Consider the following 22,956-nt stretch of genomic DNA (forward strand, 5'->3'; position numbering starts at 1 on the left):
ATATACTATAATGTCTAATATTTAGGAGATGATAAGTATGATGATGTGTACTGCTTGCAACAAAAATATTGCTGTAGTTTTTATAACTAAAATAGTAAACGGCAGACAGACCCAGGAAGGTTTATGCCTGTCATGCGCAAAGAAACAGGGGATTCAACCTATTAACCAACTTATTGAGCAGACAGGCATGACTGATGAGGATATAGAGAATTTAAATAACCAGGTAAGCGGTTTTCTTGAGAATATTGATATAGATAAATTAATTGAAGAAGCTCCTGACCATAATCCAGGAGGAATGGGGAATTTGTTTTTCAATTTCTTTAATAAAGCATTTCCCAGGAATACCGGCCAGGATGAAAATCCGTCTGATGGAAGGAGACGGGGAAAATTTGAGGATAGAGAGCTCAAAAATACGACACGTACTAAAACACAGGAAAGAAAAAACAACAAAAAGAAAAAATACCTGGATATGTATGGGATCAATCTTACTGAGAAGGCTAAGGAAGGGGATATTGACCGCATAATAGGAAGAGAAAAGGAAATTGAAAGAGTAATCCAGATCTTGAACAGAAGGACAAAAAACAATCCTGTTTTGATAGGAGAACCGGGTGTAGGGAAGACCGCCATAGCGGAAGGTTTAGCATTAAAAATTGCAAACAGGAGTGTACCTGCAAAGCTGTTAAATTCTGAAGTGTATTTGCTTGATTTGACTTCAATTGTAGCCGGCACACAGTTTAGAGGACAGTTTGAAGCCAGGATGAAAGGCATAATTGAGGAGGCAAAAGCTCTAGGGAATATAATTTTTGTAATTGATGAATTGCATAACATTATAGGAGCAGGAGATGCAGAAGGGGCAGTGAATGCTGCAAATATATTAAAACCTGCCCTGGCAAAAAGAGAAATCCAGGTAATTGGAGCAACAACCCTGGATGAGTACAGAAAATATATTGAAAAGGATTCAGCTCTTGAAAGGCGTTTTCAGCCTGTTATTGTGGATGAACCCTCAATTGAGGAAAGTATTGAAATATTAAAAGGAGTAAAGGATTATTACGAAAAGTACCATAACGTAAAAATACCTGATGAGGTTATAGAGGCGGCCGTATACTTGTCTGAAAGGTATATAACGGACAGATATCTTCCTGATAAAGCTATTGACGTAATTGATGAAGCAGGTTCAAGAGTTAATTTAAACAATAAAACTCTTGTGGAGCTCGAAATGCTGAAAGAGGAGCTTGCGCGAGTCCAGGAAGAAAAAGAAAATGCAGTATCTGCAGATTCAATAGAAGATTATCAAAAAGCGGCAGACTTGAAAGTTAGAGAATGTAAGCTTGTGGAAAGGATTAAGGCCATAGAGGAAAAATGCGAGGATATTGAGATTACAGTGGAAGATGTAGCCTATGTTGTTGAAGCATGGACCGGTATTCCGGTGCAAAGGATAACGGAAATTGAGACCCAGAAGCTTTTAAATCTTGAAGAGAGACTTCATAAAAGGGTTATAGGCCAAAACGAGGCTGTAAGCAGCCTGGCACGGGCCATAAGAAGAAACAGGGCAGGATTCAGAAGAAAGAAAAAACCTAGTTCCTTTGTCTTTGTAGGTCCGACCGGGGTTGGGAAAACTGAACTTGTTAAGGCCCTTGCCGTGGAATTATTTGAAAGTGAAGAGGCACTGATAAGACTGGATATGTCTGAATATATGGAGAAACATTCTGTTTCGAAACTGATAGGTTCTCCCCCTGGATATGTTGGGTACGATGAAGGGGGACAACTAACTGAAAAGATCAGAAGAAAACCTTATTCGGTTATATTGCTGGACGAAATTGAAAAAGCCCATCCCGATGTGTTCAATATGCTCTTGCAGATACTTGAAGATGGAAGATTAACCGACAGCCAGGGAAGGACAGTAAGTTTTGAGAATACAGTAATAATAATGACATCTAATGCAGGAACAACTTTGAAGTCGAGTGGTATTGGTTTTGGTAAAGACCAGTATAAGGACATGGAGGGAAAGGTAAAGGAAGTCTTACGGGAAACTTTTAGACCGGAATTCTTAAACCGTCTTGATGAAATAATTGTGTTTACAGAGCTTGATAAAGATGAGTTAAGGCAAATTGTAGAGCTTATGCTAAAAGAAGTTGAAGATAATGTAAAAGAAAAAGGTATGACCATAAGTGTTACAGACAGAGTAAAAGAATTTTTACTCGAAAAAGGTTATGATGCGAAATTTGGAGCCAGACCATTAAGACGAACAATACAAAGATATATTGAAGATGAGCTGTCTGAACTTTACTTGAGGGGTGTATTCAAAGAAGGAAGCAATATTATTGTTGATGTTGAGAATGGAGAGTTGGTTTTTAAAGAAACCGTAATGAGCCTTGCTGCACCTGTAAAAATGGGATTAGACAATTAAATTGAATTGTATAATTGTATAAACGAATATAAAATTATAAAATGAAAATTTGTCTACAGAGTAGTATCACAGAAGCATGGTGCAATTGAAAGGATAAATGTTCGGCATTTACCGAGAAGATTATTTATACGGGAAACGGACTATAAATTCCGTTCCTTGCCCAATTTGACTTCTAACATTAATATCCCCGTTATAAAGATTGACTATATGCTTTACTATGGAAAGGCCGAGCCCGGTTCCGCCCATGCTTCTTGACCTACCCTTATCTACCCGGTAAAAACGCTCAAAAATCCTTGGAAGATGTTCTTCCGGTATTCCTATACCTGTATCTTTGATCCTTATAATCAGGCAGCCTTCCTCCCTGTACGCTGAAATAAATACACTGCCGCCGGTTATATTGTATTTTATACCGTTATCAACCAGATTTATTAGCATTTGCTTAATCCTGTCCTTGTTTGCATTCATTAAAAGCTTATCGTCAACATTCTCGGTTTGAAGGACAATTCCTTTTCTATCCGCTTCAGGTTTTAATATTTCCACACATTCGTCAATTGTATGTTTGATATTGAAGGTCTCAATGTTTATATCACTCTTACGAGATTCAATCTCTGAAAGCTGAAGAATATCGTTAATTAATGTATACAGCCTTTCAGCTTCAATATCAATTATTTCAAGGAATTTATCAGCAACCTCTTTATCATTGACTGCACCGTTCCTTAAAGTTTCAACAAAACCCCGTATTGAAGTGAGAGGCGTCTTCAGTTCATGTGTAACATTGGATACAAACTCAGTACGAATCTGTTCAAGCTTTTTTATATTTGTTATGTCCTGCACGGATATAACGGCTCCATGACTAAATTCTGAAAATGTGCTTTCGCCGAAAATAAAGCTTTCATCGTTTTCTCCAATTTGCTCACTTTTTAACTCTGCTTGAACAGGTACCGTAGTTATTCTGTATACCTTATTGCCTGAATAGCCCATGTTAATTTCCTCGGACAAAACAACCCTGTTTTTTAAAGTTTCGTTCAGCATCTTATTAACTTGAGTGTTTCTGACAATTTCCACGAATTTTTTCCCGGTAATTACTTCCTCTTCAGAAAAAGAGATGTTAAACAGTCGGTATGCCACCGAATTTATTAATACTACCGTGCTGTTTTTATCTACAGCTATAATCCCGTCAGTCATGTTATTTAATATTGTATCCATCTTAAGATTCCTATCCTTTAAATCGTATACTGTCTTTTCAAGTTGAGAAGCCATATTGTTAAAGGTCTCCGCCAATTGGGCAATCTCATCCCGGGATTTTATTTCTGCCCGCACCTTATAGTTGCCTGAAGAAATCTCACCGGATTTCAGAATAAGTTCATCTATAGGGTCCGTAATGGAACTTGAAAATCTTAAAGTTACTATTAAAGTAAGAGTTATACTTGCCAATAGCCCCAGAAATTCATAATTCAGGATGATGCTGTATATTTTTTGTATCTGTGTAAGTGGTACTGATAACCTTACTATGGTTTTTATTTCTTTTACAGGAAATGCAATGTAAAGAAAATCCATATTAAGAGTATTGCTAAAACGAATGTCTTTTCCCATACTGCCATGAATGGCTTCCTGAATTTCTTTCCGGTTCAAATGATTCTCCATGGTATGGTAGTCTGCTTCAGAATCGCCAAGGACTCTCCCTTCGGAATCAATAAATGTAATCCTTATCTTATTCTGGCCTGACACTTCAGAGTTTAGGACTTCCGAATAGAACTTTGCAGCTTCGTTAAAATCAACAGCTTCGCCATTGTGGAGTTCCTCTAGTAAATGATGACGAATAAGTAGAGCGCAGCTTTTCATTCTTTCTTCCACTTCAGTTTTATAAAAGTGCCGAGTCAGATAAAAAGTAAAAATTCCTGTAATTGACATGCATATTAATATTAATATTGAGTAATATGAAAATATTTTCTTTCTCATACCGGCTCCTTATACTTTATTTCCTGGTTCGTTGTACTATAACTGGCTTGTTATACTAACTTTTTTGCTCTGATGAACAGTCACTTATCTCTAAAACGGTAACCTATACCTCTTACGGTTTCAATATATTCCGGGTTGGCATCGTCGTCTTCAATCTTCTGCCTTAAATACCTTATGTGCACATCTACTGTCCTGGTCTCTCCATAGTAATCAAAACCCCAAACCTTATCAAGCAAAAAATCTCTGGACAACACTTTTCCTTTATTAACCAAAAGAATTTTTAAAAGTTCAAATTCCTTTAAGGTCATATCAAGGAGTTTGCCGCCCTTATATACTTCACGGCGCTCAGGGTATATACAAATGTCTTTGTACTTTATCACACTCTCACTGCTTTCCCCTTCAGAAACATTGTTCACCCTCCGCAAAACTGCTCTGACTCTGGCAGTAAGTTCCCGCACACTGAAAGGTTTTGTAATGTAGTCGTCCGCTCCAAGTTCCAGCCCCAATACTTTATCAAACTCTTCACTTTTCGCCGTCAGCATAATTACAGGGATGCCGGCTGTCCTTTTGTTTTTACGGATGATTTTGCATACTTCAAGCCCGTCTATGCCTGGAAGCATAATATCAAGTATAAAAAGACCAGGGAGGGATGTTTCGATTTCCTTTAAAAGGTCTTCGCCCTTATCAAACAGGGAAACCCTATAACCATTTAATTCAAGATTATACTTAATCAATTGCTGGATGTGGATATCATCCTCCAATATATATATCAATTCTTTTTCCATAAAAACCCCTTTTAAAAATTTTAGTTTAAAATAATACTTTAGTGCAAAACTAATACTTTCATATTAATATTCAAAAATTGATATTCAAATATTTTATACCCTTTAAATTTTATACCTATTAAATATTTTAACAGAACAAGCTCTTTAATTAAACTTCAAATTTCAATGTCTGCAAATGGATTCCGTTTTGCGTCATCCTTATGGAGTATTTTTGCAAGGTGTTCATGTTCTCCCGTCACATTAAATACAACCCACTCCCCTATATTTGTTGCGTGGTCAGCCATTCTTTCAAGGTATTTTGCAATAAACAGGAAATTTATTACCTGGTCAATGGAGTCAGGCTCATTTTTCACTATATTGATGAGCTCCAGCTTTATCTTTGCAAAAAGGTTGTCAACATCATCATCGTCAGAGCACACTTCTTTGGCAAGCTCAATATCTTGTTTTACATAGGCGTCAAGCGACTTTTTTACCATGTTTTTAGCTAATTCGGCCATTAGAGGTATGTCAATCAAAGGTTTTATATATTTTTCTCCTGCCATGCGTATTGTTATTTCCGCAATATCTGCTGAATGGTCGGCTATTCTCTCCATGTCTGTAATGATTTTCAGCGCTGTACCTATTGAACGCAAATCCTTGGCAAGGGGTTGCTGGGTAGCTATAAGGTGCAGGCATTTCCTTTCAATTTTCTGCTCAAGGTCGTCGATAATGTCATCATCTAAGAAAACTCTTTTTGCCAATTTGATGTCTTGTTTTTTTAGCGCAAGAATTGTTTTCTCAATGGATTCTTCCACAAGGCTGCCCATTTTAATCAATTCCATGTGCAATTCTTTTAACTCGGTATCGAATGAATGTCTTGTTACCATAATAACCCTCCCGTACAATGTTTTTTGTATTAATTTTATTAACCAAATCTCCCTGTAATGTAGTTTTCTGTCCTGACATCAGTTGGTTTGCTAAATATTTCTTCAGTATCTCCGTATTCTATAACCTCACCGTTGAGGAAAAAGGCGGTTTTGTCCGAAATACGGCCGGCCTGCTGCATGTTGTGGGTGACAATGACAATAGTATACTTTTCCTTTAATTCATGGATTAAATCCTCAATTTTAAGGGTGGATATAGGATCAAGGGCCGAAGTGGGCTCATCCATTAACAGCACCTCGGGTTCTACAGCCAGTACCCTGGCAATACAGAGTCTTTGCTGCTGGCCTCCCGATATACCCAAAGCACTATGTTTAAGCCGGTCTTTTACTTCTTCCCAGAGAGCGGCGCTTCTTAAACTCCTTTCAACAATCTCATCAAGTCTGGACTTATTCTTAATGCCGTGTATTCTGGGACCATAGGCAATATTATCATATATTGACATTGGAAAGGGATTGGGCTTTTGAAATACCATTCCTACCCTTTTTCTCAAGTTTACAACATCATAATTTTCGTCATATATACTATGACCATCAAGAAATACTTTACCCGTTATTGTAACATTAGGTATCAGGTCATTCAATCTGTTAAGAGATTTAATGAAAGTTGATTTTCCGCAACCCGAGGGGCCTATGAGTGCGGTAACCTTATTTTCTTCAATATCCATATTTATGTTTTTTAAAGCTTGCACATTCCCATAAAAGAGGTTCAAGCCCAGTGAGGAGATTTTAATTGCATTGTTATTTGTATTTATTTTTTTTGTTTTTGTTTCACTGCATACGTCCATCTATTTTCTAACTCCTTTATTTATTCTATTTGTAAGCAAAGAGGCTGCCATGTTTATAAATGTTACAAGGATCACAAGCACGGCAGCGGTGGCATATGTCTTTTCAAAAGATATGCCTTCTTTAGCTAGGATATAGAGGTGGACCGAAAGAGTCCTTCCTGAATTCATTATATTTCTCGCAATATTTTTTCCCATTCCTGCTGTTAAATAAACAGCTGCAGTTTCACCTACAATACGGCCTGTACTAAGTATTACTGCCGTTAGGATGCCTGGTATGGCACAGGGCAAAACAACTTTTGTTACAGTGGTGAGCTTTGTGGCACCAAGGGCAAGGCTGCCTTCTCTGTAAGAGTTGGGCACTGCTTTTAAAGATTCTTCGGTAGTGCGGATAATTGTTGGGAGCACCATTATACTCAATGTCAATGCTCCTGCAAGTATTGAAAAGCCGAATTTAAGTATGGTTACAAAGAATATGAAGCCAAACAAACCGTAAAGTATGGAAGGGATTCCAGCCAATGTTTCAACTGTAAACCGAATTGTATTTATTATTTTCCCCGGTTTTGAATACTCCACCATATATATTGCGGCACCAATGCCTATGGGAACAGAAACAGCAAGGGATACAATTATTATAAAAAGGGTATTTATTATCATGGGAAATATTCCATCATGCCTGGTGTTGTTCGGCAAAGTTAGAAATCCCCATGTTATATGAGGGAATCCCTTTATAAAAATATAAATCAGTAACCACAGCAAGAAGCCTATTGCTGCAAGTGAAAATGACCACAAAGCTATTTCCAGCAGCTTATCTATTTTTCTTTTTGTCATGTTTTACACCTGCCTGAATTCTTTCGCATTTTAGTTTAGGGTTTAAATTTCTATTTGTTTTTATTTGCTTTCCTTGATGACTTTGTTTATTTTACCTGTTTTGCAGCCTGTTTTGCCCGTCTTACTTACAAGAACGTTAAATATTATGTTTAATGCCATAATAAAAAGGAATAAAATAACTCCTGTGGCAAAAAGGGCATTTTCATGCTCGCCAAATGCATAACCCATTTCAAGTGCAATGTTAGCTGTAAGAGTACGGACAGGGCTTAAAAGTGATTTTGGCATTAATGTCGAATTTCCGGCCACGAGAATAACTGCCATGGTTTCTCCTATTGCCCTGCCCATTCCAAGTACTATTGAGGCCATAATCCCGGACCTGGCAGCAGGCAGTATTACTCTGAATATTGTCTGGATATGAGTTGCTCCAAGGGCAAGGGAGCCTTCCCTGTACTCAACGGGTACAGTCCTGATAGCAGTTTCAGATATGTTTATTATTGTAGGCAGTATCATAAAAGTTAATATTATGATAGCAGCCAGCAGGCTGTTGCCTGGGGGAGCGAGGTGTGTTCTGATTAAAGGGACAATAACAACAAGGCCGAAAAAACCGTATACAACTGATGGTATACCGGCAAGAAGCTCAATAGCAGGTTTAAACAGTTTAACAATAACAACCGGCGCAATTTCGGAAAGGAAAATTGCAGTAAATATTCCTATAAGTGTACCTGCAAACACTGAACCGAGAGTTGCAAGTAGGGATGCTGCAACCATGGGTAAAATTCCAAATGACGCATCTCCATTTGCAGGAGTTGGATTCCAGTCCCTACCGAAGACAAAATTAAAGAACCCTATTTTAAATATTATAGGGGTTCCTTTAATTAAAATATAAACTGTTATGAGGATAAGAGATAAAAGAGAAACAAATGCGCAGAAAAACAGCAATTTTTCAATCATTATTTCTTTTACAATTTCTTTAACTGTTTTTCTTCCTTTTCTGTTAAATTTATCTTCATTTTTGTCTGTTGTTATATTCTTTTTTACTGCAGTGAGGTTTTTAGTTACGCTCATTAAATTTCCTCCTGTTTTACTTATTACTACTTGTTGACAGGAATATAGCCTTCTTCTTCTACAATGTTCTGCCCTTCATCACTTAATACAAAATCTACAAATGATTTTGCCAGCCCTTGTACATCACCTTTAGTTAACATTATAAAAGGCCTTGATAACGGGTATGAACCGGCAAGAACATTATCTACTGAAGGTTCTACACCATCAATTATCAACGTCTTTATTGAGCCATCAATGAAACCGAAAGATACATAACCTATAGCATCTTGGTTGCTTGCGATTGCAGCTTTCATTGGACCATTGCCGTCAAAAACCAGAGCTTCTTTGACAACCTGGTCTTCAATCTTTAATAACTCTTCAAAAGCCCCTCTAGTACCTGACCCTGCTTCACGGCTTAACACTACTATTTTTTTGTCACTGCCTCCAACTTCTTTCCAGTTGGTTATTTCGCCTTTGAATATTTTAATTGCCTGTTCTGTTGTCAGCTCTTTTACAGGGTTGTCGGGATGAACTGCAATGGCAATACCGTCTTTTGCTATCACATACTCTTTAAGTCCCCAGCCTTTTTCTTCTTCTTTTAATTCACGGGAAGATGTTCCTATATCCCCTGTGCCATCTTTAGCTGCAAGTATTCCTTTGCTTGAACCTACACCCTGATAGTTGATTACCACATCGGGATTTTTATCCTTAAATTTTTCTGCCATAATTTCCGCAAGGTGTTGTACAGATGTCGAACCGATAATTTCAAGAGTGCCTTTTTGGCTAGTATTTTCTTTACTGCCTTCACTTGATAAATCACAGCCGGCAAATAGAATTGTTGATGTAATTATTACAGCGGCCAGAATTGATATTAGCTTTACATTCAGAATGGATTTCCCATTTAAAATACTTAATATTCTTTTCATTTTCATAAGTTTATACCCCCTAACTTTAAACAAAGTTTAGTATTTTTTTTCTGAATCCAGCTTATGTATTGAAGGTTAATGTCGTATTAACTATATGTTAAATCCATGTAAAATCATTGAGTTTTATTATAAATAAACACAATTTTTCCCCAAAATTTATTGATTCTTTATAAATAAGTATGATATAATTTTAACAGTTTAGTATAACTATGTTATAATTTTAACAATTTAGACGTAATAACTAACTTACGATAGTAGTTTTAATTATTTTGCATGTTTTTAGGGTGTGTAGGAGGAGCTTGATTTATAAATGACTACATACACACTTTATAATTTTGCTTAATATTGTTAAATAAAACACAAACAATGTTAAATATAATACAAACAATGTTAAATATAATACAAACAATTTAAGCATGACATAAAATTTCTATTATGGGGGGATTGTATGAGAAATAATAATTTAGCACTATGTAAGTGCAAAGAGGAAACCGACAGGGAAAAATATGCCAGGATAGGTGAAATTATTGATGAGTATAAGGACAAAGAAGGCAGCTTAATACCAATTCTGCATATGGCGCAGGGAATTTTCGGATACCTTCCAATGGAACTTCAGCAATTTATAGCTGATAAACTTGGGAAACCTCTGTCGGAAGTCTATGGAGTTGTGACATTCTATTCATTTTTTTCTACAAAACCGCGAGGAGAAAATACAATCAGGGTATGTCTTGGGACTGCTTGTTATGTAAGAGGTGGAAAGAAGATACTAGAAAAGCTTAAGCAGCTTCTTGGAATTGAGGTGGGGGAGACAACTGAAGACTTAAAGTTTACCCTTGAAGTCATGCGGTGTATGGGCGCGTGCGGGCTTGCACCTGCCATTACAATAAATGGAAAGGTTTATAAACAGGTTAATCCTGATAAGCTGGAGGCCATTCTTGAAAAGTATTATTAATGGATTGGGGTGAGAGGAATATATGGGTGAGGAAATTAATAAGGATAATTGCCAAAAAACTATTCTAATTAGAACTAAAGAGGATTTGATAAAGATAAAGGAGAATTACATTAATGAAACAAGACGGTACAAATACAAAATAATGGTATGTTCAGGGGCAGGGTGTATTTCGTCAAATTGCTACGCTGTTAAAGAAGCACTGATTAAGTCTTTGAAAGAAAACAATATGCAAAATGAAGTACTTGTGACCGAAACAGGATGTATGGGGACCTGCGACTTAGGCCCGGTTATGCTTGTAATGCCTGGGGGAGTTTTTTATACCAAACTGGACCCTTCGATTATTCCGGATATAGTGTCTTCGCACCTTGTCAACGGTAAAATCAAGATAGACAATACTTACTTTGATAGAAAGAAAAATGAATATATACCATACTTGAAAGATATAGACTATTTTAAAGACCAGGTGAAAATCGCCTTAAGGAATTGCGGTAATATAGCCTTTTCGTCTCTTGAGGAGTACATAGCTAATGACGGATACATGGCATTGGCAAAGGTACTCAGTGGGATGTCTCCTGAAGAAGTTGTAGAAGAAATCAAAAAATCCGGATTAAGAGGCCGGGGAGGCGGAGGATTCCCTACCGGCATAAAATGGCAGTCAGGGTTAAATGCTGAGGGCAGTGTTAAATATATTGTTTGCAATGCAGATGAGGGTGACCCTGGAGCATTTATGGACAGAAGCATACTGGAAGGCGATCCTCATTCTGTTATTGAGGGTATGCTTATTGGCGGATATGCCATTGGGGCATGCAAAGGGTATGTGTATGTAAGAGCTGAATACCCCCTTGCAGTAGAGAGGCTTGAGGATGCAATTAAAAAAGCCCGTGAAGCCGGGTTGTTGGGAGAAAATATTTTACAGAGCGGATTTGACTTTGATATTGAAATAAGGATTGGTGCCGGTGCTTTTGTATGTGGAGAAGAAACCGCACTTATGGAATCTATAGAAGGAAACAGGGGAGAGCCCAGGCAAAAACCGCCATTTCCATTTGAGAAAGGCCTTTTCGATAAACCTACCATTATCAATAATGTTGAAACTTTTGCCAATGTCCCTCCAATTATTCTAAAGGGGAGCGAATGGTTTGCAAAATATGGCACAGACAAAAGCAAAGGTACCAAGGTGTTTGCTCTTGCCGGAGATATAAACAATACCGGGATTGTTGAAGTGCCAATGGGCATAACCGTGGGCGATATTATTTTTAACATTGGCGGAGGAATTCCAAAGAAGAAAGAGTTTAAAGCCGCCCAAACCGGAGGCCCTTCAGGTGGGTGTTTAACCAGAGAGCACCTGAACACTCAAATCGATTATGATTCCCTTACCAATCTAGGAACTATCATGGGTTCTGGCGGGCTAATAATCATGGATGAGGATACATGCATGGTTGATATGGCGAGGTTCTTTATGGAATTCGTACAGGATGAATCATGCGGGAAATGTGTCCCTTGCAGGCTTGGAACAAAAAGAATGCTGGAGATTCTGGAAAGGATAGTAAAAGGAGAAGGCCGAGAAGGAGATATAGAGCTTCTGGAAGAAATCGGGTATATGGTAAAAGAGGCTGCCGTCTGCGGTTTGGGCCAGACTGCGCCGAATCCTGTGCTTAGTACCATTAGGAACTTCAGGGAAGAATATGAGGAACATATAAAGCATAAATATTGCCGTGCAGGAGTATGCGCTGATTTGTTTATTTCTCCTTGCCAGAATGCATGTCCTGCTGGAGTAAATGTACCGGGGTATATTGCTTTAATAGCTGCCGGAAGGATAAGGGACGCATACAACCTTATAAGAAAGGAAAACCCTTTTCCGGCGGTATGTGGAAGGGTTTGCACACATCCGTGCGAAAGCAGGTGCAGAAGAGCGCAGCTTGATGAACCTATTTCGATTGCCGATTTAAAAAGATATGTTGCCGATTATGTAATGATGCATGAAGAACCGTATATGGATTTAGTATTCCCCAAAAAGGGCAAAAGCGTCGGTATTATTGGTGCAGGACCTTCAGGACTGACTTGCGGTTACTATCTTGCAAGGCTTGGTTACGATGTAGAAGTTTATGAAGCACAAAGTGTTGCAGGAGGGATACTTGCTTTTGGGATACCGGAATACAGGCTTCCAAAGCATATACTTCAGCATGAAATAAAATTGATAGAGCAGGTTGGAGTAAAGATACACCTGAATACTGAAGTGGGTGTTGATATCAGCTTCTACCAGCTCAAGGAGCGGCATGATGCAATATATATTGCGACAGGAACACAGTTCTCAAGAAGGGTGGACATCCCCGGCGAAGATTTGAAGGGTGTATACCATGGCCTTGAATTCTTGAGGGATATAAACTTAGGAAGGAATGTCAAAGTCGGTGCCAAGGTCGCTGTTATAGGCGGAGGAAATACGGCTATTGATGCAGCAAGATGCGCAGTACGGCTGGGAGCGAAAGAAGTTACCATCCTGTACAGGAGAGGCATAGAAGACATGCCTGCGGATGAAAGGGAAGTGAAGGATGCAATTGAAGAGGGTATAAACATCATACCTTATGCAGCGCCCGTGGAGTTTACCGGAAAAGATAGGGTACAAGAAGTCCGGTGCATAAGAATGGGGCTGGGACAGTTTGATTCCAGCGGCAGGAGAAAGCCAATACCAATTCCGGGTTCGGAATTCATAATTGAAGTTGACATGGTAATTCCCGCTGTAAGCCAATATTCGGATTTGCCATTTATAAATAAAGACGAGGTTGAGGTTACAAAGTGGGGTACATTTGTCACTGATAGCGAGACCCTGATGACAAAGATGAAAGGCGTGTTTGCCGGCGGAGATGTAGTAAGGGGTTCTGATGTGGTAATTACGGCTATTGCCGATGGAAAAAAAGCGGCAAAATCCATAGATATATACCTGGGCGGCAATGGGATCCTGAATACCGGAGAAGACATAGAAATACCAAAACCTTCGGGTGAAGAGGAAATAGTTGAGCATGAAAGGTTCCCCATGAAATACCTTGCTCCCGAAGAGCGCAAGAAATCTTTTGATGAAGTTGCGGTTGGATTCCATAAATTAAATGCTATTGCTGAAGCCATGAGGTGCTTAAGATGTGACAGGAGGGTTTAATTATGGTAAATTTAATTATAAATAACAAGAAGATTTCAGTGCCAGAAGGTACTACAATCCTTGAGGCTGCAAAACAACATAATATATTAATCCCAAGTTTTTGTTACCTGGAGGGTGTTCATAAGGTTGGTTCCTGCAGGATATGCGTAGTTGAAGTAGAGGGGGCAAAAACCCTTCAGGCTTCGTGCATAACAACAGTAAGGGAAGGAATGGTTGTAAGGACTAATACGGAAAAGGTAAGGAAGGCAAGAAAGCTAATATATGAACTGATGCTTTCCGACCACCCAAAAGACTGCCTTAATTGTGCAAGAAACCAAAACTGTGAATTGCAAAAGCTGGGTGAGGTTATACAAATAAGCGAGTCAAGGTTTGAAGGTGAAAAGTCCAAGATGAAGATTGACAATTCTTCACCTTCCATAACCAGGGACACTTCAAAGTGTATCTTGTGCCGGAGGTGTGTAACCGTTTGTAATGAAATACAGGGCGTAGGCGTACTGAATGTCCAGCAAAGGGGATTCAAGACTGTTATAGCTCCTGCCGGTGATTTGCCTTTAAATTCAGTAAATTGTGCCTACTGCGGGCAGTGTACTGTTGTATGCCCTGTGGGGGCGCTGCAGGAGAAAGATTCCATAGGGAAAGTGTGGGAAGCTTTGCATGATAAAAATAAAAGAGTTGTGATACAGACGGCTCCCGCCATAAGAGCAGCCCTGGGCGAAGAATTCGGATATGAGCCTGGTACTCTTGTAACCGGAAAAATGGTAACTGCCCTTAAATGTATGGGTTTTGATGATGTCTTTGATACAAATTTCACTGCTGACCTGACGATAATAGAAGAGGGCAACGAATTTCTACAAAGGCTTAAGCTTGCCTTTTCGGGAGGTCATGCCGTGTTTCCCATGATTACAAGCTGCAGTCCTGGTTGGATTAAATATGTGGAACACAACTTTCCTGATGAACTTGACCACATTTCTACATGCAAATCGCCCCATATGATGATGGGAGCGCTTGTAAAATCTTATTATGCAGACAAAATAGGTGTAGACCCTGAAAACATATTCGTAGTTTCTGTCATGCCCTGTACCGCCAAGAAATTTGAAATTACCCGACCTGAAATGGTGAATAATGGTGTACCTAATGTAGATGCGGTTATTACGACAAGGGAACTTGCAAGAATGATAAAAGAAGCGGGTATTGATTTTAAAACACTTGAAGACAGCCGGTTTGACAATCCATTAGGGCTTTCAACAGGAGCGGCAGATATCTTTGCAACCACCGGGGGTGTTATGGAAGCTGCCTTAAGGACTGTATATGAAATTGTAACCGGAAGAGAGCTCCCTTTCGATAAGCTCCACGTAACCCCTATTATGGGATTGGAGCAAATTAAGACTGCTGAAATTAAAATAGAGGACCCTTTGGATGAATATGAATTCCTTAATGGCGTAACGGTAAAAGTGGCTGTAACCAGCGGCCTTGCAGGAGCCAAAAAACTGATGGAAGAGGTGGCAAAAGGCCAATCACCGTACCATTTTATTGAAGTGATGGGTTGCCCTGGAGGCTGTATCAGCGGGGGAGGCCAGCCTAGACCCACCAATGATGAAATCAGAAAAAAGAGGATGGAGGCAATATATAAGGAGGATGAAGGAAAAGAATTCAGAAAGTCCCATGAAAACCCATTTATAAAGAAACTTTACGAAGAATTTCTCAAGGAACCTCTTGGACATAGATCCCATGAACTGCTTCATACTTACTATACGAAGAGGAGAGGCAGCTAAGCAGCTAATATGTAACCTGCTTCCGGTGTACCTGCATTGCTTTGCAGGGTACACCGGTTCAGGACAGTCCGCTAATAATCATTGGTCATATTTTGTCCGTAAAAGATTTCATCCATTTCTTTGAGTAAGCGGCGGGTTATTTCTTTTGCTTCTCCAGGATGGATGTCTTTTTTAGAGAAACCGAACAGGTAATTGTCAAGATCAAATTCTTTGAGTTTGCACTTTGTGTGAAAAATGTTTTCTTGGTAAACATTTACATCTATCATATAATAACGGTTACGAACATCCTCCGAAATATAATTTTGTATGGAATTAAATTTATGGTCGTTAAAAATTTTCCTGCCGGTTATGTCCCTTGTGAAACCCCTAACGCGGTAATCAATAGTCATGATATCCGCTTCAAAGCTACTGATAAGGTAGTTAAGAGCATTTAGGGGGGATATTTTCCCACAAGTTGAAACATCAATATCAGCCCGGAACGTGCAAACACCGCCGTCAGGATGGTATTCAGGGTAAGTGTGGACTGTAATATGGCTTTTATCCAGATGGGCCACTACTGCCTCGCACTTTATATTATTAGTTCCATTACCGTCTAGGATACTACTATTAGAATCATTTTTATCCGGAGAAATATAATCATTATTTGAAATAACACTTACAGGCTCTTCACATACAAGTATTGTAACACTGGCTCCCTGGGGGTCATAATCCTGTTTGGCAATATTTAGTATATTCGCCCCAATAATTTCTGTAACGTGTTTTAAAATATTTGTGAGCCTTTCAGCATTATATTGTTCATCGATATAAGAAATATAAGCATTTCTGTCTAACACCGATTTTGTGTAGCAGATATCATACATATTAAACGATAAGGTTTTTGTCAGGTTATTGAATCCATACAATTTTATTTTATTCTTTTTCATTTTTACATTATCAACCTCCTTCACAAAAACTCGTTATTTAACTGAATATGATATATTTTAGCACGATTATTACAAAATACAATACCTTAGTATAAAATATTTTTTGTTTTCAGTAAAAATCTATGTATAACTTAATTAATGTGCATTTTAGCTTTACTTTTTTTATTTGAAACTTTTGTTTTGAGGTAAAGTTTTTTGGTATTATACTATCTATTATAAATAAATTCGAAAAGTGAATAGAAAAACGATTGATAACTAATTGCTGTTCTATTTTATGAAGATGTTTCCATAAAAAGGGGCTAATAAATAAGCAATTTTTTTAAAAATATTTAGCTATTTAGCCCCTTTTATTTATATCAACAAAATAATTCATAAAATACTTCTTACAAAAGCCAAAAAGGTGACTTAAGTTCTGTAGCTTCCATTTATTTTAACATAGTCATATGACAAATCACAAGTCCACATTTTGTCGGAGAATTTACCTTCCTTTAGTTTTAAGGTTATAACAATTTCTTTTTGCTGAAGTATGCTTTTAGCCCTGGCTTCGTCAAAACCCACAGCAGCTCCATTTTTGCACACCAGCAAATCCCCTATATAAATGTCTATCTTTTCAGGGTCAAAGACTGCACCGGAATATCCTGCTGCAGTAAGAATCCTTCCCCAGTTAGCATCTTCACCAAACAAAGCGGTTTTGACAAGAGGTGATTTTGCAACTGCGCTTACTATCTTGTACGCGTCCTCTTCAGTGGCTGCACCTTCTGCAATTATTTCCACAAATTTAGTTGCTCCTTCACCATCTTTTGCTACCATCCGGGCAAGTTCAGTACATACATAGTTGAGAGCATCTTTAAATTTCTTATAGTCCCCATCTTCATTTATTATTGGGGAATTATCGGCCATTCCGTTTGCCATAATAATTACCATGTCGCAGATGCTTGTATCTCCATCAACAGAAACCCTGTTAAATGTATGGTTTACAACTTCGCTTAAAGCTTTATTTAAAAGTCCTCTTGATATATTGACGTCTGTTGTAATTACGCCAATCATTGTAGCCATTTGCGGATGAATCATTCCGGAACCTTTAGCCATACCGCCGATTATTACAGGTTTTCCCTGTATTTTAAATTCAACGGCAATTTCTTTGGAAATAAGATCGGTAGTCATTATCGCTTCTGAAGCATCATGGCCTCCATCAGGTGACATGTTGGAAACAAGGTCTTCAATAGCGGGACGAATAACTTCCATATTTAAAGGCACTCCTATTACACCAGTGGAGCCGACAAGAATATTTTCGGGCATACATTCAAGATATTGCGCGGTTATTTCAGCGATTTCTTTTGCATCCCTGTAACCCTGCTCGCCAACACAGGCATTGGCATTACCGCTGTTTATAACAATAGCAGTAGCATAACCGCTTTTTATATGTTCCATGGTTACTTGTAATGAATGACCTTTTACAATGTTTGTAGTAAAAACACCGGCTGCAGCTGCAATATCTTCGGAACAGACTATTGCTAGATCTTTCTTTCCGTTTTTCTTAATGCCGCATGCTATTCCTGCGGCAAAAAAACCTTCAGAGGCTGTAACACCTCCATCTATAAGACGCATATGATTCACTCCAGTCAAATTTAGAATTATTTGTTTTTTTATTTATCATAAATGTTTACATAAAGTAAATTTAGAATTATTTAAATTATACAGAAATGAATAACAATGTTCAATGATTTTATATAAAATTTACGATATTTTTTCATCTTAAAACTTGTTATAAGAATAATGAGTCTTGAAACATAGTAAAAACAATAGTTATAGGAAGAACAAAATCAAGTAGTTTGCGTTTCATCTCATTCATGACTGAAGTCAGGAGTGTTCACGCAAACAAATTATAAAAAAGCTCCCACCTCCAGGAATAATCCTGGGGACGAGAGTATTATGATTATGCTTCGTGGTACCACCTTGGTTTACCAATGCTTTGCAGCATCAGCCTCAACAGTAACTAATGGAAGGCTACACATCTTTAATTGTAAACATGGGGCTTTGCTTACAGTAAAAAATTTTACCACAATAACTTACGGTAACTTACTGTAATCTGCTTACAAAATCTGCATAACTTTCAATGCCATGCTCGTGAATATCAAGTCCCTGGATCTCCTCAATCCTTGATACTCTAAGACCGACTGTTTTCTTAATAACAGTAAAAAGTATAAAAGTAGTTACAAGGGTCCACACTGCAACGGAGATAACTCCAAGGGCTTGAACTCCAAGAAGATTGAATCCTCCACCGTAAAAAAGACCTAGTATGGCGCTAGCTGTTCCCGGTTTGTAGTTTGCGAACAATCCTACAAAAAGGGTTCCTGCAATACCGTTCAAACAATGTACAGTAATTGCCCCGACAGGGTCATCAACTTTTAATACTTTATCAATGAACTCAATACCAAACGTAACAACAAAACCGGACATTATGCCGATTATAATAGCACCCCACATGGTAACAACCTGGCATCCCGCAGTGATTGCAACAAGTCCCCCAAGCGCACCGTTGAGAGTTATTCCTACATCGGGTTTTTTATATTTGAACCAGGTAATAGTCATTGTAGAACAAGCGGCTGCAGCGGCAGCAAGGTTGGTAGTCATTGCTATACGGCCGATTTCTTCGTTTGCAGCAAGAGTTGAACCTGGGTTAAAACCAAACCATCCTACCCAAAGAATGAAAGCACCAAGTGCGCCAAGTGTTAAGCTGTGACCGGGAATTACATTTATTGTGCCGTCCTTGTTATATTTGCCTATACGAGGACCGAGCATGGATGCACCTACCAGTGCCGCCCAACCACCTACGGAGTGAACTACTGTAGAGCCTGCAAAGTCTACAAATCCTAAAGTGGACAGCCAGCCGCCTCCCCATACCCAGTGACCTACGACAGGGTAAATAAGAAGGCTTATAACTGCTGAATAAATCACATAAGCAATAAATTTTGTGCGTTCTGCCATGGCACCTGAGACTATAGTAGCAGAAGTTGCACAGAATACGGTTTGAAAAAATATGAATACACCTGGAGTAAGTTCGGAAAACTGGGATACGTTTGTAATTTTATCCGGGTTAAAAAATCCATTTGTACCAAAAAGCCCAAGAAAACTATCGCCAAACATAAGCCCGAATCCTATAATAAAATACAGAACAGAACCTATTGCAAAATCCATAAAGTTTTTCATTATAATATTGCCGGCATTTTTTGCCCTGGTAAAGCCGGTTTCCACCATTGCGAAGCCGGCTTGCATAAAGAAAACAAGAACAGCTGCAATCAAAGTCCACAAAATATTCAAATAGTTAAAATCCAAACTCATAAATAATCACCCTTTCATTTACATTTTCAATCTCTCATAGAAATGAAATAATTTTTGCTGATATTTACCGAAGTTTATTAGAGCGCTTTTTCTCCACGTTCTCCTGTACGTATTCTTATTACATCGGCAACATCATAGAGAAATATTTTGCCATCGCCGACATCGCCTTTTGCTAATTTACTGCATACAGCTTTTACGATATTTTCAGCTATAGTATCACTTGTTACTGTTTGAACTCTGATTTTAGGAAGAAGGTTTACTGTGTAGGTTGTTCCTCTATATTGGGCGGTAAACCCTTTTTGGTTCCCATATCCCATAACATTACTAATCATAAGCCCTGTTATTCCGCATTCCTGTAATACGATTTTTAATTCCTCAAGACGCTCCGGTTTGATTATGATTTCTACTTTTTTCATTGTGTTATCTCCTCGCTTTCTTAAAATAATGTTTTAAGATTAACTTGCATTTATCAATTTGGGTATTGCACTTTTTGCTCTTATAAAAAAGGCGCTTGGGTGGAAAATCCACCAGCGCCTTTGCTGAAATTTAATTATAAATCCAGTTTAACACAAAATATGCAATATGTCAAACTAAAAATTGCAAAAAGACCAATAAGAATTAGTTATATTGGTTATAAACACTATAATTATGCAAGTTTACCAAATCAATCTTGCATAATTATAGTGTTATTGTATATATTGCTATAAGGTAGCAATAAAATGATACATTATTGCTTTAATTAAATATTTGGATAAATTATTGTTATTCTTATATAATTATATAGAATATATAATTAGAATATATAATTAGAATATATAATTATGAAAAGCAAGAAGGGTATGCCGTATATTGTAATTCGGAGGTAACAAGCGTGATTATATCAATAATTGCTGCTGTTTCAAAAAATAATGTAATAGGTAAAGACGGAAGAATTCCCTGGAATATTCCAGGAGAAAAGAAGCGCTTTAAGGAACTTACAATTGGTAAAACAATAATAATCGGCAGAAAGTCTTTTGAAGAGATTGGCAAGCCGTTAACAGACAGAACCACCATTGTTGTTTCAAAAACAAAAAAGTTTTTTGCCGAAAACTGTATGACTGTAAATTCACTTGAAGAGGCTTTTGAGTTGCTAAAAAATGAAAAGGAAGTATTTATTGCCGGCGGAGCTCAATTGTATGAAGAAGCTTTGCCATATACAAAATATATTTACTTAACGGTAATTGACAAATATTTTGAAGGAGATGCCTATTTCCCAAGTTTTAACCATGATGATTTTATTATAACCTACGAAAAAAGGGTTGAAGGTCCAATATCATATACCTACTATACTTTTGAAAGAAAAGCCATGGTTCAAAAGTTATAGGTTGAGGATGGAATGACAGAGAAAATGTAAACATATTCTCTGTCTTCCATGTTAATCCATATACTATTTTATAGTACCTCGTCTCTATATGTAGGGCGCATTTTCAAATTTTGAAGAAAATGCTGGAAGTAACATTGCGGAAAGTCTTATAGAGCCTGTTAATCCGACGAGGGATAAGCAAATCAACTGTATGAGCAAAATAATTACATTGAAATATTATTAAATTCCATTCAAATTATTTTGCAAGTTTGATTTGCCCCGAAGTGAATTTACAGGCTCTTAAGACTTGGAGCATTTAGTTACTGGAAGCATTTTCTTCATAAAAATAAAATGCGCCCCTATATGTATACTATTTTACAGTACTTCTCTACTAGAGTTATAAGAGAACTATAGTAGTGCTATACCTGCTTTTTCACACTGGCTAACCATATCATCAGGCCAAACGGATACTTGAACTTCACCAATGTGTGCTTTGTTGAGGAAGAACATGCATAGCCTTGACTGTCCTATCCCTCCTCCTATTGTAAGAGGCAGTTCTCCTTCAAGCAACGCCTTGTGGAAGGGAAGCTGTGCCCTTTCCTCACAGCCTGCTTCTTTAAGCTGTGAAACAAGAGATTTTTCATCCACTCTTATACCCATAGATGAAACCTCGAATGCTCTGCCCAGCACAGGATAGTAAAATACCATATCGCCGTTTAGTGACCAGTCGTCATAATCGGGCGCTCTGCCATCGTGGAGAATACCGGATTTAAGTTTTCCTCCTATCTGCATGATGAAAATTGCTCCATATTTTTCTGCTGCCGCAGTTTCTCTTTTTGCTGGCTCAAGTGTGGGATATCTGTCTTCCAGCTCTTGAGAGGTAATAAAAGTAATTTCTTTGGGCAGGTATGAGTCAAGCTGTGGAAACATTGAAGTTATGCGGGATTCGGTCTTTAAGAATACGGAATATATTTTTCTTACTATCATTTTTAGAAAATCTATGTTCCTATCGGCTTTGCTGATAATCTTTTCCCAGTCCCACTGATCAACATAAATCGAATGCAGGTTATCGGTAATTTCATCTCTGCGAATTGCGTTCATATCGGTATAAAGTCCATAACCTTCTTTAATTCCATAACGTTTTAATGCATAACGTTTCCATTTGGCAAGAGATTGTACAACCTCTGCTGTTTTCCCGTTGTGATATTTGATGTCAAAGGTCACAGGCCTTTCTACGCCGTTTAAGTTATCATTGAGGCCTGTTTCGGGCAGAACAAAAAGAGGTGCGGAAACACGAATTAGATTCAGTTCCTGTGCCAGTGCCGTTTCAAAGTAATCCTTTAGCTCTTTGATTGCTTTTTCTGTTTCAAGTATACCCATTTTCGGTTTGTACCCTGGTGGTATAAATAGCCTGTAGGTAGTGTCTTGTGCCATATTAAACTTCCCCCAATTCTAATTAAAAATATAAAAGTAAAAGCGCTGAGTGCAAATCCGCACAGCGCCTTTGCTGTTAATATCAATTATAGTGTAATAAAATATTATTACAAGATAATTTAACACAGGCTATGAAATATGTCAATACAAAAATCTTCAAAAAATCTTCAATTTTTTCATCAGAGATGAAGCACGAATTTAAAAGAAAGAGAAAACAAGAGTTATAGAGAGTAGCAAAAAAATATTTTCGCAAAACCGGGTTGGACACGTACAAGATTAGTATTGTATAGTAGACTTGGGGGAGGTAGGTAATCAAGTCATGAACAATACTAATAGAACATTTTCAGGTAGGACATTTAGTCCTGAAGATATAGAAATGATAAAAT

General features: G+C 37.9%; 17 protein-coding genes. 5 read left to right on the forward strand and 12 right to left on the reverse strand.

Going from position 1 to position 22,956, the window contains the following annotated elements:
• The first annotated feature begins 37 nt into the window (after positions 1–37).
• Entirely contained in the window at positions 38–2,407 is a 2,370-nt protein-coding gene (locus tag HPY74_03980) for an ATP-dependent Clp protease ATP-binding subunit (protein ID NSW89837.1), read from the forward strand.
• 120 nt (positions 2,408–2,527) lie between these two features.
• On the opposite strand, the gene HPY74_03985 is transcribed toward HPY74_03980, so the two are convergent.
• From HPY74_03985 to HPY74_04015, 7 genes are all read right to left on the reverse strand, one after another.
• Positions 2,528–4,366 (reverse strand): HAMP domain-containing protein, encoded by a 1,839-nt coding sequence (locus HPY74_03985; GenBank protein ID NSW89838.1) that lies wholly within the window; start codon positions 4,364–4,366, stop codon positions 2,528–2,530.
• Between the two features lie 80 nt (positions 4,367–4,446).
• A complete protein-coding gene (locus tag HPY74_03990) occupies positions 4,447–5,151 on the reverse strand; it encodes a response regulator transcription factor (protein NSW89839.1) in 705 nt (234 codons plus the stop codon).
• A gap of 155 nt (positions 5,152–5,306) precedes the next feature.
• Entirely contained in the window at positions 5,307–6,017 is a 711-nt protein-coding gene (gene phoU / locus HPY74_03995; GenBank protein NSW89840.1) for a phosphate signaling complex protein PhoU, read from the reverse strand.
• A gap of 38 nt (positions 6,018–6,055) precedes the next feature.
• Positions 6,056–6,859, reverse strand: coding sequence for a phosphate ABC transporter ATP-binding protein (locus HPY74_04000; protein NSW89841.1), 804 nt, complete (start codon positions 6,857–6,859; stop codon positions 6,056–6,058).
• A complete protein-coding gene (gene pstA / locus HPY74_04005; GenBank protein NSW89842.1) occupies positions 6,860–7,687 on the reverse strand; it encodes a phosphate ABC transporter permease PstA in 828 nt (275 codons plus the stop codon).
• 60 nt (positions 7,688–7,747) lie between these two features.
• Entirely contained in the window at positions 7,748–8,752 is a 1,005-nt protein-coding gene (pstC, locus tag HPY74_04010; protein NSW89843.1) for a phosphate ABC transporter permease subunit PstC, read from the reverse strand.
• Positions 8,753–8,778: 26 nt separating this feature from the next.
• Entirely contained in the window at positions 8,779–9,657 is an 879-nt protein-coding gene (locus tag HPY74_04015; protein NSW89844.1) for a phosphate ABC transporter substrate-binding protein, read from the reverse strand.
• A 448-nt stretch (positions 9,658–10,105) separates the two neighbouring features.
• Between HPY74_04015 and HPY74_04020 the strand changes: the two genes are divergently transcribed.
• The 3 genes from HPY74_04020 to HPY74_04030 are packed head-to-tail and all read left to right on the forward strand — an operon-like array spanning position 10,106 to position 15,529.
• Positions 10,106–10,609, forward strand: a complete 504-nt coding sequence (locus HPY74_04020) for an NAD(P)H-dependent oxidoreductase subunit E (protein ID NSW89845.1) — start codon at positions 10,106–10,108, stop codon at positions 10,607–10,609.
• 22 nt (positions 10,610–10,631) lie between these two features.
• Positions 10,632–13,757: an NADH-quinone oxidoreductase subunit NuoF gene (gene nuoF / locus HPY74_04025; GenBank protein NSW89846.1), complete on the forward strand. Its 3,126-nt coding sequence runs from the start codon at positions 10,632–10,634 to the stop codon at positions 13,755–13,757.
• A 2-nt stretch (positions 13,758–13,759) separates the two neighbouring features.
• The gene (locus tag HPY74_04030) at positions 13,760–15,529 is read left to right on the forward strand and encodes an iron hydrogenase small subunit (protein NSW89847.1); all 1,770 of its coding nucleotides are present in this window, start codon (positions 13,760–13,762) and stop codon (positions 15,527–15,529) included.
• Between the two features lie 71 nt (positions 15,530–15,600).
• On the opposite strand, the gene speD is transcribed toward HPY74_04030, so the two are convergent.
• The 4 genes from speD to HPY74_04050 form a co-directional block, all read right to left on the reverse strand.
• Entirely contained in the window at positions 15,601–16,452 is an 852-nt protein-coding gene (gene speD, locus HPY74_04035) for an adenosylmethionine decarboxylase (protein NSW89848.1), read from the reverse strand.
• A 405-nt stretch (positions 16,453–16,857) separates the two neighbouring features.
• Positions 16,858–18,060, reverse strand: a complete 1,203-nt coding sequence (gene argJ, locus HPY74_04040) for a bifunctional glutamate N-acetyltransferase/amino-acid acetyltransferase ArgJ (protein ID NSW89849.1) — start codon at positions 18,058–18,060, stop codon at positions 16,858–16,860.
• 471 nt (positions 18,061–18,531) lie between these two features.
• Positions 18,532–19,794, reverse strand: a complete 1,263-nt coding sequence (locus tag HPY74_04045; protein NSW89850.1) for an ammonium transporter — start codon at positions 19,792–19,794, stop codon at positions 18,532–18,534.
• 77 nt (positions 19,795–19,871) lie between these two features.
• The gene (locus HPY74_04050; GenBank protein ID NSW89851.1) at positions 19,872–20,210 is read right to left on the reverse strand and encodes a P-II family nitrogen regulator; all 339 of its coding nucleotides are present in this window, start codon (positions 20,208–20,210) and stop codon (positions 19,872–19,874) included.
• Between the two features lie 458 nt (positions 20,211–20,668).
• Between HPY74_04050 and HPY74_04055 the strand changes: the two genes are divergently transcribed.
• Positions 20,669–21,157 carry a dihydrofolate reductase gene (locus HPY74_04055; GenBank protein ID NSW89852.1) on the forward strand — a complete coding sequence of 163 codons (489 nt, stop codon included), beginning with the start codon at positions 20,669–20,671 and terminating at the stop codon, positions 21,155–21,157.
• Between the two features lie 387 nt (positions 21,158–21,544).
• Here HPY74_04055 and HPY74_04060 read toward each other — a convergent pair whose 3' ends face one another.
• Positions 21,545–22,570, reverse strand: coding sequence for an aspartate--ammonia ligase (locus HPY74_04060; protein ID NSW89853.1), 1,026 nt, complete (start codon positions 22,568–22,570; stop codon positions 21,545–21,547).
• Between the last annotated feature and the right edge of the window lie 386 nt (positions 22,571–22,956).

The organism is Bacillota bacterium, from assembly GCA_013314855.1.
GTDB lineage: Bacteria > Bacillota > Clostridia > Acetivibrionales > DUMC01 > Ch48.

Excerpts from the sequence above, each read along its gene's own strand:
- HPY74_03980 (NSW89837.1), top strand. The coding sequence starts at position 38 with ATGATGATGTGTACTGCTTGCAACAAAAATATTGCTGTAGTTTTTATA.
- HPY74_03985 (NSW89838.1), bottom strand. The coding sequence starts at position 4,366 with ATGAGAAAGAAAATATTTTCATATTACTCAATATTAATATTAATATGC.
- HPY74_03990 (NSW89839.1), bottom strand. The coding sequence starts at position 5,151 with ATGGAAAAAGAATTGATATATATATTGGAGGATGATATCCACATCCAG.
- phoU (NSW89840.1), bottom strand. The coding sequence starts at position 6,017 with ATGGTAACAAGACATTCATTCGATACCGAGTTAAAAGAATTGCACATG.
- HPY74_04000 (NSW89841.1), bottom strand. The coding sequence starts at position 6,859 with ATGGACGTATGCAGTGAAACAAAAACAAAAAAAATAAATACAAATAAC.
- pstA (NSW89842.1), bottom strand. The coding sequence starts at position 7,687 with ATGACAAAAAGAAAAATAGATAAGCTGCTGGAAATAGCTTTGTGGTCA.
- pstC (NSW89843.1), bottom strand. The coding sequence starts at position 8,752 with ATGAGCGTAACTAAAAACCTCACTGCAGTAAAAAAGAATATAACAACA.
- HPY74_04015 (NSW89844.1), bottom strand. The coding sequence starts at position 9,657 with ATGAAAAGAATATTAAGTATTTTAAATGGGAAATCCATTCTGAATGTA.
- HPY74_04020 (NSW89845.1), top strand. The coding sequence starts at position 10,106 with ATGAGAAATAATAATTTAGCACTATGTAAGTGCAAAGAGGAAACCGAC.
- nuoF (NSW89846.1), top strand. The coding sequence starts at position 10,632 with ATGGGTGAGGAAATTAATAAGGATAATTGCCAAAAAACTATTCTAATT.
- HPY74_04030 (NSW89847.1), top strand. The coding sequence starts at position 13,760 with ATGGTAAATTTAATTATAAATAACAAGAAGATTTCAGTGCCAGAAGGT.
- speD (NSW89848.1), bottom strand. The coding sequence starts at position 16,452 with ATGAAAAAGAATAAAATAAAATTGTATGGATTCAATAACCTGACAAAA.
- argJ (NSW89849.1), bottom strand. The coding sequence starts at position 18,060 with ATGCGTCTTATAGATGGAGGTGTTACAGCCTCTGAAGGTTTTTTTGCC.
- HPY74_04045 (NSW89850.1), bottom strand. The coding sequence starts at position 19,794 with ATGAGTTTGGATTTTAACTATTTGAATATTTTGTGGACTTTGATTGCA.
- HPY74_04050 (NSW89851.1), bottom strand. The coding sequence starts at position 20,210 with ATGAAAAAAGTAGAAATCATAATCAAACCGGAGCGTCTTGAGGAATTA.
- HPY74_04060 (NSW89853.1), bottom strand. The coding sequence starts at position 22,570 with ATGGCACAAGACACTACCTACAGGCTATTTATACCACCAGGGTACAAA.